Source organism: Pseudomonas sp. NPDC078700, assembly GCF_044542375.1.
Lineage (GTDB): Bacteria > Pseudomonadota > Gammaproteobacteria > Pseudomonadales > Pseudomonadaceae > Aquipseudomonas.
This window is the reverse complement of the sequence record NZ_JBITUI010000005.1, coordinates 252,684-265,863: the sequence shown is the minus strand read 5'-3', so window position 1 is coordinate 265,863 and position 13,180 is coordinate 252,684. Positions and strand designations below refer to the sequence as shown.

The following is a 13,180-nucleotide window of genomic DNA, read 5'->3' as shown; positions in this document are numbered from 1 at the left end:
ACTTCCTTAAGTGTGGACTGGCAACGACTGCCAGCACGGAATTGCAAAATCTGCGAGTAACTCAGCTGTTTCGCACAGTGGCAAACCCACAACTGCCGAATAGCTGCCCTGCAATTGACTGACGAACACTGCCGCCAAGCCCTGAATACCGTAACTACCGGCTTTATCCTGAGGCTCACCGCTGGCCCAGTATGCCTGTGCTTCGGCATCTGAAATGGATCTAAAGGTTACCTGACTTGTCACCACCACGGCTCTGACTTTATCGCGAGCCACCAACGCAACTGCCGTCAAAACCTGATGTTCTCGTCCTGACAGCGCCTTCAAGGTTGCCAGCGCCTCATTCCGATCAGCAGGTTTACCGAGGATTGCGCCATCAAGCACTACAGCCGTATCCGAGCCCAGTACAACGGCGTCGGCCGATGATTCAAGCTGATCAAACACCGTCTGCGCCTTTGCCAAGGCCAGACGCTCTACATAATGCTCTGGCTGCTCATCCGGCAATGCAATTTCATCTATCGGGCTGATTTGCGTGATAAAGGGCACGCCGATCTGGGTGAGCAATTCACGCCGACGCGACGAACCTGAAGCCAGGTACAACGTGGCCATACAAATTCTCCCTGCCGGATAGTGGTCTCAGGACGAGCCTGCTTAATTGACGCCTAGGCGCTGTTGAATGCTACGCAGAATAACGCTGACCCACGGCCATAGCAGCACACTAACGACGGCGGGAAGGATAAACGTAAGGGTTGGCGGACGGCTGCCAGTTAAGGCGTTGAGCCAGAGCTGAACCAACTGAGCCAAACCAAATACAACCATCAGCACCAGGCACTGCTGCCACATTGGAAACATCCGCAAACGCTGATGCAGGCTCAGCACCAAAAAGGTGATCAGGCTAAGAATCAGCGCATTCTGGCCAAGCAAAGAGCCGTTCAGCACATCCGCCAACAGCCCGAATGCCCATGCGGTTGCCATGCCAACGCGGTGCGGCAGGGCCAATACCCAGTAAGTCAGAAACAGTGCGAGCCAGAGCGGCCGGCCAATCTCCATAAAAGCTGGCAGGCTCGAAACACTGAGCAGCAAGGCGAACATCAAGCTCAGCCAAACCACCCAGGTATTGCGTGCACGAACACCGCTCATTGTTGCGCCCCTTGCTCTGGTTGGGCTGGCGTAGGTGTTGCCGGAGTTGCCGGAGTTGCTGGGCTAGCAGCAGGCGCGTCGGCTTCTTGGTCAGCTTGCGTAGCGCGCGATCCTGGCTCCTTCGACTGACGGTCTTCGGCCTCCTGAGCCTCAGCAGATTCAGTTGCCCGCTGCTCCGGGGAACGTGGATCGGTAAACACCAGCAACATATAACGACTACGGTTGAGGTTCGCAGTCGGAATAGCCCTGACAATCGCAAACGGCTGTCCCGAGTCATGGATCACCTGCGACACCGTTGCCACCGGATAACCCGCCGGGAAACGCTGACCCAAACCAGAACTCACCAACAGGTCGCCTTCTTTGATGTCAGCTGTATCGGCGACATGACGCAACTCAAGGCGTTCCGGGTTGCCGGTGCCGCTGGCAATCGCCCGCAGACCATTGCGATTTACTTGAACCGGAATGCTGTGATTGGTATCGGTAAGCAGTAGCACACGCGCCGAGTACGGCATGACTTCAACCACTTGCCCCATCAGACCACGCGCATCCAGCACAGGCTGACCGATCACGACTCCATCTTTCGAGCCTTTATCGATCAGAATGCGGTGGGTGAATGGATTAGGGTCAATGCCGATCAGCTCGGTCGCCAGGACATCATCATCAACCAACGCCGCCGAGTTGAGCAGCTCGCGCAAGCGCACGTTCTGTTCAGTCAGGGCAGCCAGTTTTTGCAGGCGGCGCTGCATCAGCAGGCGTTCGGTCTTAAGCTTTTCGTTCTCGGCAACGAGCTCAGTGCGGGAGCTCAGCTCCTGGGTGGTGTTTTCCCACAGCGTCACAGGCAAGCTGCCCAGCCAATAAACAGGCTCAACGATTACACCTAACTGACTGCGAAAAGGCTTTAGAACCTCAAAACGCGCATCTACCACCATCAAGGCAGCCGAAAGCACAGCCAGCACCAACAGGCGCACACCGAGCGAAGGTCCTTTGGCAAATAGCGGTTTAATAGGCGGGTCCTCGTGGCGTCAGATATTAACAAAAAGCTGCAAGTGGACCTGAGGCCCGCCTTGCAGCTCTTGTCTAAAACGGAAGGCTTACTCCGTGGACAGCAAGTCCATGGTGTGACGATCCATCATATCTAACGCTTTACCGCCGCCACGCGCAACACAGGTGAGTGGATCTTCGGCAACAATCACCGGCAGGCCAGTTTCCTGAGCGAGTAATTTGTCGAGATCACGCAGCAGCGCGCCACCACCGGTCAGCACCAAGCCACGCTCAGCGATGTCCGATGCCAGTTCTGGCGGTGACTGCTCCAACGCACTCTTAACCGCCTGAACGATAGTCGCCAGCGACTCTTGCAGCGCCTCAAGCACTTCGTTGGAATTCAGGGTGAAGCTACGTGGCACACCTTCAGCCAGGTTGCGACCACGCACATCGACTTCGCGAACTTCGCCACCGGCATACGCGGTGCCGATTTCTTGCTTGATGCGCTCAGCGGTCGATTCACCGATCAGGCTACCGTAGTTGCGACGCACGTAAGTGATGATCGCTTCGTCGAAACGGTCGCCACCGACACGTACAGATTCAGCGTAAACCACACCGTTCAACGAGATCAGGGCGATTTCAGTGGTACCACCACCGATATCGACGACCATCGAACCGCGCGCCTCTTCAACAGGCAAGCCTGCACCGATCGCAGCCGCCATTGGCTCTTCAATCAGAAACACTTCACGGGCACCGGCACCAATGGCCGATTCGCGGATGGCACGACGCTCAACTTGAGTCGACTTGCACGGCACGCAGATCAATACCCGTGGGCTTGGCTGCAAAAAGCTGTTTTCGTGAACCTTGTTGATGAAGTACTGCAGCATCTTTTCACAGACACTGAAGTCGGCGATAACGCCGTCTTTCATCGGCCGAATGGCAGCAATGTTGCCCGGCGTACGACCGAGCATGCGCTTGGCCTCAGTACCGACAGCAACGACGCTCTTCTGGTTACCGTGGGTACGGATAGCGACAACGGACGGCTCATTGAGAACAATTCCGCGCTCGCGAACATAAATAAGGGTATTGGCAGTGCCCAGGTCAATTGAAAGATCGCTGGAAAACATGCCACGCAGTTTTTTGAACATGGGATATAGGACCCTAGGAAACGCGTGGGTAAAAAAAGTGCGGCAAACTCTAACAATGGAAGGGATTTTGAGCAAGGCACCAATGTGTTAGATTGCCTGTTTTTCCGGGCTTACAGCCTACCATCGCGGCCTTAGACCGTCGGCGGGCCAAATACGTTCCCTGCATATGCCATGCATGAAGACTCAATCACACTTTCAGGCTGCCTATTATAAGGCGGCTTAACACAGGGGAATCCAATGGCGCTCGAACGCACAGAAGTGGAAAAAATCGCCCATTTGGCCCGATTAGGCCTGAATGACAGCGAAATCCCACAAACAACCGAAACCCTCAACAATATCCTCGGTTTAATTGACCACATGCAGTCGGTCGATACCAATGGCATCGAACCTTTGGCTCACCCGCTTGAGGCCACCCAACGCCTGCGAGCCGACGAAGTGACAGAAACTAATCATCGCGACGACTACCAAGCAATCGCCCCGGCCGTTGAAAGTGGCCTTTACCTTGTCCCCAAAGTTATCGAGTAACCAGTATGCATCCACTGACTCTGGCCGAGATCGCCCGCGGACTCGCCGACAAAACATTCTCATCCGAAGAGCTGACGAGCACGCTATTGGCGCGCATCGCGCAACTCGACCCGCAAATCAATAGCTTTATCAGCGTCACCGAAGAGCTCGCCCTGCAGCAAGCTAAAGCCGCCGATGCACGCCGCGCTGCTGGCGAGACCGGCGCGTTGCTCGGTGCACCGATCGGCCATAAAGATTTGTTTTGCACCCTCGACATTCGCACCAGTTGCGGCTCAAAGATGCTCGACAACTTTAAAGCGCCCTATAACGCAACAGTGGTTGAAAAGCTGGCAACAGCTGGCACCGTGACCCTGGGCAAGCTGAACATGGACGAATTCGCAATGGGCTCGGCCAACGAGTCCAGCCATTACGGCGCAGTGAAAAACCCGTGGAACCTTGAACGCGTCCCCGGCGGCTCGTCTGGCGGCTCAGCGGCAGCGGTTGCTGCACGCCTGCTGCCAGCCGCAACCGGCACCGACACTGGTGGCTCGATCCGCCAACCGGCGGCGCTGACCAACCTCACCGGAATCAAGCCGACCTATGGTCGCGTCTCGCGCTGGGGCATGATTGCCTATGCCTCCAGCCTCGATCAGGGTGGCCCACTGGCCCGCACCGCTGAAGATTGCGCACTGATGCTGCAAGCCATGGCCGGCTTTGACCCGAAAGACTCGACCAGTGTCGATCAACCGGTAGATGATTACCTCGCAGCGCTGAGCAAGCCGCTGGCAGGTTTGCGCATTGGCTTACCCAAAGAGTATTTCAGTGCGGGCCTCGACAGCCGCATCGCCGATGCCGTAATGGCCGTGGTTGAGCAGCTCAAAGCCCTTGGCGCCACGGTAAAAGATATCAGCCTGCCGAACACGCAGAACGCCATTGCGGCTTACTACGTTATCGCCCCGGCCGAGGCATCATCCAACCTGTCACGCTTTGATGGCGTGCGCTTTGGCTACCGCTGCGAAAACCCGGTCAACCTTGAAGACCTCTACAAGCGCTCGCGCGGTGAAGGGTTTGGCGCAGAAGTTAAGCGTCGCATCATGGTCGGTGCCTATGCATTGTCAGCCGGTTATTACGACGCGTACTACATCAAGGCCCAGCAGATCCGCCGCCTGATCAAGAACGACTTCGTCACTGCCTTCAATGATGTTGATGTAATTCTCGGCCCAACCACGCCAAACCCGGCCTGGAAGCTTGGCGAGAAGAGCAACGACCCAGTCGCCGCTTACCTTGAAGACATCTACACCATCACCGCCAACCTTGCGGGCATTCCTGGCTTGTCGATGCCAGCGGGCTTCGTCGAGGGTTTGCCGGTCGGCGTGCAACTGTTGGCGCCGTACTTCCAGGAAGGTCGCCTGCTCAACGTGGCGCACCAATATCAACAAGTCACTGATTGGCACACTCGCGTGCCAGCCGGATTTTAAGGATCACTCAGATGCAATGGGAAACCGTGATCGGGCTGGAAATTCACGCACAGCTCGCAACTCAGTCGAAAATCTTCTCGGCCAGCGCCACCACATTTGGTGCCAAACCAAACACCCAAGCCAGCTTGGTTGATCTGGGCATGCCTGGCACTTTGCCGGTCCTCAATGCTGAGGCCGTGCGCATGGCCTGCATGTTTGGCCTGGCGATTGATGCGCATATCGCCCCGCGCAATATTTTCGCCCGTAAAAACTACTTCTATCCAGACCTGCCAAAGGGCTACCAGACCAGCCAGATGGACGACCCAATCGTCGGCATCGGCCACCTGGATATCACCCTGGAAGACGGCACCGTAAAGCGTATTGGCATCACCCGCGCACACCTTGAGGAAGACGCCGGCAAAAGCTTGCACGAAGACTTCCAAGGCATGAGCGGTATTGACCTGAACCGCGCCGGCACGCCGCTGCTGGAAATCGTCTCCGAGCCGGATATTCGTAGCGCCAAAGAAGCCGTCGCCTACGTCAAGGCGATTCATGCTCTGGTGCGCTACCTGGGCATTTGCGATGGCAACATGGCTGAAGGCTCGCTGCGCTGCGACTGCAACGTGTCGGTTCGCCCAAAAGGCCAAGCTGAATACGGCACCCGCGCCGAGATCAAGAACGTCAACTCGTTCCGCTTTATCGAAAAAGCCATCAACCATGAAGTCCAGCGCCAGATCGAACTAATCGAAGATGGCGGCAAAGTGGTTCAGGAAACCCGCCTCTACGACCCGAACAAAGATCAGACGCGCTCCATGCGCAGCAAAGAGGAAGCCAACGACTACCGTTACTTCCCCTGCCCTGATCTGCTGCCGGTGGTGATTGAACCGAGCTTCCTTGAACAACTGCGCGGTACGCTACCTGAATTGCCGGTGCAAAAACGCGAGCGTTTTGAAGCTCAGTTTGGCTTATCCACTTACGATGCCAGCGTGTTGGCAGCCAGCCGCGAAATGGCTGACTACTTTGAAGCGGTTGAGAAAACCTGTGGCGACGCCAAACTTGCCGCTAACTGGGTAATGGGCGAACTGTCCAGCCTGCTCAACAAGGACAACCTTGACATCGACCAATCGCCAGTGAGCGCCGAGCAATTGGGCGGCATGATTGTGCGCATCAAAGACAACACCATCTCCGGCAAAATTGCCAAGATGGTCTTTGAAGCCATGGCTGCTGGCGAAGGCTCTGCCGATCAGGTCATTGAAGCCAAAGGCCTCAAGCAAGTCACGGACAGCGGTGCCATCGAGTCGATGCTTGATGAGATGCTAGCGGCTAACGCTGAGCAGGTTGAACAATACCGCGCAGCGGAAGAAGCCAAACGCGGCAAGATGTTCGGCTTCTTCGTCGGCCAGGCCATGAAAGCCTCAAAAGGCAAGGCCAACCCGCAGCAAGTGAACGAACTGCTCAAGAAGAAGCTCGAAGGCTAATAAGCCATGGTATTTGCCACCCTACTGAGATGCTTTGGTAGGGTGGCAAATGCGCTTGAACCCAGACGTTGCCGCTAAGGATAGGCGCTCATTGATTCGATGCTGATGGACCGGCTGTATTTGTCATGCCCCCTCAAACAGTATCGGAGTCAGTATGTTGCAACGTTCGCTATTAATGCTCGGACTCATTGCCCTACTGGCTGGTTGCGCCAGCAACACCATAACCAGACCCATCACCAAAGCCCCCGCGCCTAAAACGGATACAGACGCGACTTATAGCGCGACGGGTGACGCGTCCTATTACGCAGCCCAACATCAAGGGCAGAAAACAGCCAGCGGCGAACGCTTCGATCAGAACAGCCTGACCGCCGCACATCGCAGCCTGCCATTTGGCAGTCGCGTACAGGTCACCAACTTAAGTAACAACAAAACCGTGGTGGTACGCATCAACGATCGCGGCCCCTTTACGGGTGGGCGAATCATTGACCTGTCGCGCAAAGCTGCCGAACAACTCGACATGCTCAATGACGGTGTTACCAAGGTGCGCATCAAGCTGCTCCCTTAGGAGCCGGTAAAGACTGGTAACCAATAGCCCCAAATTATTCCTAGCGCCGAATCTGCGTCTGGCTAAACTAGCCGCATCTTTCTGGAGCCCCGTATGACGTTACTGACATTTGTTTATCTGATCGCTGGCCTGGTTTTACTGGTTGCCGGTGCCGAAGTCTTGGTGCGTGGCGCCGCCAAACTGGCAGCGCAATTCGGCATTCCGCCGCTGGTAATCGGTCTCACTGTCGTTGCCTTCGGCACCAGCGCGCCAGAAACCGCAGTCAGCGTTCAATCAGCTATGAATGGCAGCGGTGACTTGGCCATTGGCAACGTGGTCGGCAGCAATATTGCCAACGTATTATTGGTGCTTGGCGCCACGGCCCTGGTTGCCCCACTGATCGTCTCACGCCAGCTAATCCGTATGGATGTGCCACTTATGATCGGTGCCAGTCTATTGGCTTTTGGCCTTGCCTATGACGGCAATCTAAGCCGCATTGACGGTGCAATTCTATTCAGCTGTATCGTTGTTTATACGATTTTTCTGGTGCGCAGCAGCCGCAAGCAAGGTGCTGATGAAGCAGGTGATGAATTCGCCGACGAGTTTGGCCTGGACAAGCCTGCCAAACCCAACGCCTGGATAATCAACCTGCTGCTGATCGTGATCGGCCTAGTGCTGCTGGTTGGCGGTTCACACTTTTTGGTCGAGGGTGCTGTGACACTGGCGCGCGCACTGGGCTTGTCGGAACTGGTCATCGGCCTGACAGTGATTGCTGTCGGCACGTCCCTGCCAGAGCTTGCGACCTCGCTACTGGCCGCGTTCAAAGGCGAGCGCGACATTGCCGTGGGCAACATCGTCGGCAGCAACTTATTTAACCTGCTCAGCGTGCTGGGCTTGGCCGCACTGGTCGCACCCAACCCTATTTCGGTTTCACCCAATGCATTGGCGTTCGACTTCCCGGTGATGATCGCAGTGGCCGTGGCTTGTCTGCCGATATTTTTCACCGGCTACAAGATCAGCCGTTGGGAAGGTTTGCTGTTCTTGGCCTACTACGGCGCCTACACCCTGTACCTGGTGCTATTTGCAACCGGACGTCCCATTGTCGAGACCTTTGGCCACGCCATGATCGGCTATGTTATTCCACTGACAGTGGTTACTTTGCTCGTCATTACTGTGCGCAGTTGGCAGAAACAACGTTTGACTTAAGAGGCAACTGAACATGAGCACAAAACCTTTGGACGGCGAACAAGTGCGTCGCGAAGTGATGGGCGATGCCTATGTCGACCGCGCACTGGGCAATGCAACGGCGTTCACCCAGCCCTTGCAAGACTACGTCAATGAACACGCTTGGGGCGGTGTATGGAACCGTGAGGGTCTGGAGCGCAAAACCCGTAGCCTGATTACCTTGGCTGCCCTCACCGCATTGAAATGCCCGCAGGAACTTAAAGGCCACGTACGCGGCGCGCTGAATAACGGCTGTACTGTCGAAGAAATCCGCGAAACGCTTCTGCACTGTGCGGCTTACGCCGGGGCTCCGGCCGCCATCGATGCTTTCCGTGCCGCGCAAGAGATCATTGATGAGCATCAGCAAAAAAGCTGAAGCCTGCGCAGCCCACAACACCAAACGATCCAACAGCCGGGCTGAGTGCCCGGCTCTAAATCACTGAATCGCGAAGTTCAAGCGGTTAAATCCAGCCAAGCATTTTCAGCACCAGCAAGCCGAGGTTGATTGATACCACTGCGCCTATGGTGGTGATCACAACAATAGCAGCGGCCAACTCATGGTTAGCATTTATGGCCCGGGCCATAACATAGCTGGATGCTGCCGTCGGACAACCAAAATAGAGAAACAGCACGGCCAGATCAGCATCGCGATAACCGCATAACCAGGCGCTCACTGTAGCCAATATAGGTAGCCAGACCAACTTCATCAGGCTTGAACCGATGGCAACATCACTGCTTTGACGCATGGAGGCTAAAGACAGTGTCCCGCCGATACAGATAAGCGCTAAAGGCAACGACATATGGGCAAAGTATTCAGCCGAAGACAACAACCATTGCGGTAGTTGGATTTGCCAATAAGCAAATGGCACTGCTGAGACAACACCAATAATCAGCGGATTAGTCAGAATATTTTTGCACAGTGTCCAGGGGTCAGTCTTGGCGCCAGGGCTATAGATGGCCAGCACCAGCACCGAAAGAATGTTGTAGCAAAAGATCACCACGCCGGCGAGCACACTGCCCACCGCCAAGCCATAATCACCATACATGCTGGTGGCCAAGGCCAAACCAACGATACCGTTATTGCCGCGAAATGCACCTTGGGTGTAGATACCGCGTTCGATCTCTGGACAACGAAAAATCGCCCAGCCCCAAGCCACAAAAAAGCTAATCACCGTGGCCAGCACAAAGAAAATAATCAGACCGGGTTTAAAGGCCTGAGACATATCCGCGTTAACGATACCGAGAAATAACAAGGTAGGCATGGTGCCGCGAAACACCAAGGCGGATGCGGTACCAATGAAATCATCGTCAATCCAGCGCAGTCGTTTAAGCACCACGCCAAGAAATAGCATGGCAAACACCGGCGCGGTGATGCTGATGGTTTGTAGAACGATTTCGAACACAGCAGCCTCTGATCAATTCAGGGATCTAGGGACGTATTGATCCATAAGTCCGTAGCCTACTAACAATCATAGCAAGCTTGGAATTGAAAAGGCTGAGCCATACTGTCGTGGGGGGCGATGCTTTTATCGGCCACCATTAGCTGCTACAAACATTCCAGCGTTTTCGACACCTTGGTGGACAAGCTTCGCTTTGCTCCCGCCAAAAAAGGCGGGATGCCGGTTAACGCCGCACGGGGCGCTTTTGCAATTTACGCTGCAAGGTTCGCCGGTGCATGCCTAGAGCGCGAGCAGTCGCGGATATATTCCCTTCATGCTCAGCCAGTACACGCTGAATATGCTCCCACTGCAGGCGATCTACCGACATTGGGTTTTCTGGAACCAAGGTCTCGAGGTCGGCGTGTTGTGTGAGCAACGCCGCCAACACGTCGTCGGCATCCGCAGGCTTGCACAGATAATTGCAAGCACCGCGCTTGATTGCCTCTACAGCGGTGGCAATGCTCGAATAACCGGTGAGAAGCACCACACGCATTTCCGGGTCGAGCTCCAGCAATTTAGGCAGCAAGACCAAGCCCGAGTCGCCGTCCATTTTCAAATCAACAACTGCGTACTCTGGCAAATCCTGCTCAGCAAGGAGCAAGCCTTCTTCAGCTGAACCCGCAGTGGAAACGCGCAGGCCACGTCGGCTCATTGCCCGCGCCATAACCCGGGTAAAGGTTGGATCATCATCAACCAGCAGCAAATGCGGTTGTTCGTCACCTTCAAATAACGCTTCTTCAGACATGTTTATCTCCTGGGGCCTGTCAGGTCGCGTTTACGCATGGCCATAAGCGCGCGGCAGTTTCAGTTCGGTGAGCGTGCCACCCTCTTCATGGTTATACAGTTTAACCGTACCACCCGCGCGCGTAACGCTGGCCTGACTTAAAAACAGCCCAAGACCAAAGCCTTTGCCTTTGGTGGTAAAGAACGGTCGGCCTAACTGCTCGGCAATCGCCAGCGGGACACCTGCACCGAAGTCGCGGATGGTTAGATACAGCCACTGGTGGTCCCAATCAAGGCGGATATCCAACTTGTCGGGGTAGGCATCAGCGGCGTTATTCAACAGGTTAAGCAGCGCTTGAGTGAGATCCGCCGGTGGCATCAAACGCGGCGGCGTACCCCGGCCTAGGCACTGATACCGATAGCTCGCTTCCGGACGCATCAGGTGCCATCGATTGAGGGTGACCTCAAGCCATTCAACACTCGATTGCTCGACAATCGCTTGCCGACGATCCGCCTCAGCGGCACGCACCAACTGTTGCAAGGTGTCCTTGCACAGTTTCACTTGCTCTTGCAGCACCGCCAGGTCTTCTTGCAGTAATGGCTCCGGATGCTCACGGCGCAACTCTTTGATCAACACACTCATGGTTGCCAAAGGCGTACCCAACTCATGTGCAGCCCCGGCAGCCTGAGTCGCAACGGCTAGCAGTTGTTGATCTCGCAAGTTCTCTTCACGGCGCTCTGCACGCTGTTGATCCTGACCGCGAAGCTCTTCGGCCATTTTTGCAACGAAGAAGGTAATCAAACCTGCTGCCATGGCGAAGCTCAGCCACATGCCATAAACCAGCAGGCTCTCGCGCTGTTCCAGCGGCACCGCAATTGAGTGGGACCAAACCAGCAGCACGCTGTAACCGGTTAATGCCAACCCCGATAATGTCACGGTGTACAGCCATGGCAAGGTAGCCGCCGCAATGGTCAAGGGCACTAAATAATAAGACACGAACGGGTTACTCGACCCGCCCGAGTAGAACAGCAGCACACTGTGGATGATCAAGTCGAAACTGAGTTGCAGAGCATACTCCTGCTCAGTCACAGGCCAAGGGCCACGCAGGCGTAGCGCAGTCAGTAAACACAGAACCAGCGACACGCCTAAAGTAACGCTGAGCTCAAACCACGGCAGCACCAGCAAGCCAGACTTATAGACAAGCCCTACCGCACCCGCTTGAGCAGCGAGCACTAAAAAACGGATCAGAATTAGACGCCTGAGGTTCTGTCGACTGGCCGACAATAACTGCACCGGGGCGAGCATAGGCTCTCCAAAAACACCTTTATAAGAGTCTGGCGAGTATAACCAAGCAGCCGCACACCTAAGTGCGTCAACACGCCGCAGCCGAATTATTTAGCAATTAATGCTGACTGAACACAGTCTGATCGAACCACTCAAAGCAACTTAACGCTCAACAGAAAAACCTAGCTGACTCACCTTCAGAGCGATGAAGCGGCGGCGCCTCTTCAGTGTAGATGAGCAGGTTTTTAACGCGGTAGGAACCACGACCATTTTTTTTAAAATTGTTTAACCCCAATTCGCAACAGACTCCGTCTACCCTTTTGAACCTAGTAACCCGACAATTAAGGAAGTCTCCATGCAATCAATGTCACGCCTCCCAAGCCTAGCTGCCGCCCTCCTCCTCAGCGCAGGCAGCCTACTCAGCATCTCGGCACATGCTGATGACGCCCGCTACAACCAAGTGGCCTTGCGCGCAGAGGTCAGCGAAGAAATTGCCCATGACTTGATGCACGTGACATTTTATACCGAGTCGCAAAATACCGACCCTGCGGAGCTGGCCGCCGAGGTCACCCAAACACTCAACGCGGCGCTCAAGCAAGCCCGTGCGGCAGATGGCGTCAGCGTGGCCACCGGCAGCCGTAACAGCTACCCGGTGTATGACGATAAAGGTAAGAAGATCATCGCCTGGCGTGAGCGCGCGGAGATACGCCTTGAAAGCGCAGATTTTGCGACACTCTCAAAGCTCACAGGTGAAATGCTTAAAACCATGCAAATGGGTTCTATGAGCTTCAGCATTGCCGACAACACGCGCAAGACCAAAGAAGACGCCATGCTCAAAGATGCTGTGGATGCATTTAAAGCGCGCGCGGAACTGGCGACCCAAGCCTTAGGCGGCAAGACTTACAAGCTGGTGAGCCTGAATATCAACAGCGGCGGCTTCCAAACCCCGATGCCTGTACGTATGGCTCGCGCCGGCAACATGAAAATGATGATGGATTCAGCGCCACCAGAAGTTGAGGCAGGCACCAGCCAGGTCACAGTCAATGCCGATGGTGTTATTGAAGTGTTAATGCCCTAAAAAGTAACACTTCAAAGCACCAATTTTGCCCAGCGCCGCTATGCTCCTATAGCGGCGTTTCGCCATATTGAGCCGCCAACGTTGTCTAAATGCGACAGCAACGTACACCACACCTACTGATAAGCCAGTTTATGACTTAGCGCACTTGTCTCCGGCATGTGCCCTGCATAGTTTCACCTAAG

General features: G+C 55.2%; 14 protein-coding genes. 7 read left to right on the top strand and 7 right to left on the bottom strand.

All coding sequences use genetic code 11. From position 1 onward, the window contains the following. Positions 1-6: 6 nt before the first annotated feature. The 4 genes from ACIGCM_RS18675 to mreB form a co-directional block, all read right to left on the bottom strand. Positions 7-606, bottom strand: coding sequence for a Maf family protein (locus ACIGCM_RS18675; protein ID WP_397503549.1), 600 nt, complete (start codon positions 604-606; stop codon positions 7-9). Between the two features lie 42 nt (positions 607-648). Beyond that, positions 649-1,137, bottom strand: a complete 489-nt coding sequence (gene mreD, locus ACIGCM_RS18670; RefSeq protein WP_397503548.1) for a rod shape-determining protein MreD — start codon at positions 1,135-1,137, stop codon at positions 649-651. Then, on the bottom strand, positions 1,134-2,141 hold the full coding sequence (mreC, locus tag ACIGCM_RS18665; protein WP_397503584.1) for a rod shape-determining protein MreC: 1,008 nt from the start codon (positions 2,139-2,141) through the stop codon (positions 1,134-1,136). The genes mreD and mreC overlap by 4 nt, the downstream gene beginning before the upstream one ends. An 87-nt stretch (positions 2,142-2,228) precedes the next feature. Continuing rightward, a complete protein-coding gene (gene mreB / locus ACIGCM_RS18660) occupies positions 2,229-3,266 on the bottom strand; it encodes a rod shape-determining protein MreB (RefSeq protein ID WP_010489781.1) in 1,038 nt (345 codons plus the stop codon). A 237-nt stretch (positions 3,267-3,503) separates the two neighbouring features. Here mreB and gatC point away from each other — a divergent pair, with 237 nt between their 5' ends. The 6 genes from gatC to ACIGCM_RS18630 all read left to right on the top strand — a co-directional run bounded on the left by gatC (position 3,504) and on the right by ACIGCM_RS18630 (position 8,849). Further along, a complete protein-coding gene (gene gatC, locus ACIGCM_RS18655) occupies positions 3,504-3,791 on the top strand; it encodes an Asp-tRNA(Asn)/Glu-tRNA(Gln) amidotransferase subunit GatC (RefSeq protein ID WP_397503547.1) in 288 nt (95 codons plus the stop codon). A gap of 5 nt (positions 3,792-3,796) precedes the next feature. Further along, the gene (gene gatA / locus ACIGCM_RS18650) at positions 3,797-5,248 is read left to right on the top strand and encodes an Asp-tRNA(Asn)/Glu-tRNA(Gln) amidotransferase subunit GatA (RefSeq protein ID WP_397503546.1); all 1,452 of its coding nucleotides are present in this window, start codon (positions 3,797-3,799) and stop codon (positions 5,246-5,248) included. Between the two features lie 11 nt (positions 5,249-5,259). Further along, the gene (gene gatB, locus ACIGCM_RS18645) at positions 5,260-6,705 is read left to right on the top strand and encodes an Asp-tRNA(Asn)/Glu-tRNA(Gln) amidotransferase subunit GatB (RefSeq protein WP_397503545.1); all 1,446 of its coding nucleotides are present in this window, start codon (positions 5,260-5,262) and stop codon (positions 6,703-6,705) included. A 157-nt stretch (positions 6,706-6,862) separates the two neighbouring features. Then, complete coding sequence (locus ACIGCM_RS18640; RefSeq protein WP_397503583.1) at positions 6,863-7,270, top strand: septal ring lytic transglycosylase RlpA family protein; 408 nt, start codon at positions 6,863-6,865, stop codon at positions 7,268-7,270. A 93-nt stretch (positions 7,271-7,363) separates the two neighbouring features. Next, positions 7,364-8,455 (top strand): calcium/sodium antiporter, encoded by a 1,092-nt coding sequence (locus ACIGCM_RS18635; protein ID WP_397503544.1) that lies wholly within the window; start codon positions 7,364-7,366, stop codon positions 8,453-8,455. 13 nt (positions 8,456-8,468) lie between these two features. Then, positions 8,469-8,849: a carboxymuconolactone decarboxylase family protein gene (locus ACIGCM_RS18630; RefSeq protein ID WP_397503543.1), complete on the top strand. Its 381-nt coding sequence runs from the start codon at positions 8,469-8,471 to the stop codon at positions 8,847-8,849. A gap of 85 nt (positions 8,850-8,934) precedes the next feature. Here ACIGCM_RS18630 and ACIGCM_RS18625 read toward each other — a convergent pair whose 3' ends face one another. From ACIGCM_RS18625 to ACIGCM_RS18615, 3 genes are all read right to left on the bottom strand, one after another. Next, positions 8,935-9,876, bottom strand: coding sequence for an AEC family transporter (locus ACIGCM_RS18625; RefSeq protein ID WP_397503542.1), 942 nt, complete (start codon positions 9,874-9,876; stop codon positions 8,935-8,937). A gap of 220 nt (positions 9,877-10,096) precedes the next feature. Then, positions 10,097-10,657 (bottom strand): response regulator transcription factor, encoded by a 561-nt coding sequence (locus ACIGCM_RS18620; protein ID WP_339490225.1) that lies wholly within the window; start codon positions 10,655-10,657, stop codon positions 10,097-10,099. A gap of 30 nt (positions 10,658-10,687) precedes the next feature. After that, positions 10,688-11,941, bottom strand: a complete 1,254-nt coding sequence (locus tag ACIGCM_RS18615) for an ATP-binding protein (RefSeq protein ID WP_397503541.1) — start codon at positions 11,939-11,941, stop codon at positions 10,688-10,690. A gap of 343 nt (positions 11,942-12,284) precedes the next feature. Between ACIGCM_RS18615 and ACIGCM_RS18610 the strand changes: the two genes are divergently transcribed. Then, positions 12,285-12,998 (top strand): SIMPL domain-containing protein, encoded by a 714-nt coding sequence (locus tag ACIGCM_RS18610; protein ID WP_397503582.1) that lies wholly within the window; start codon positions 12,285-12,287, stop codon positions 12,996-12,998. Positions 12,999-13,180: the final 182 nt, after the last annotated feature.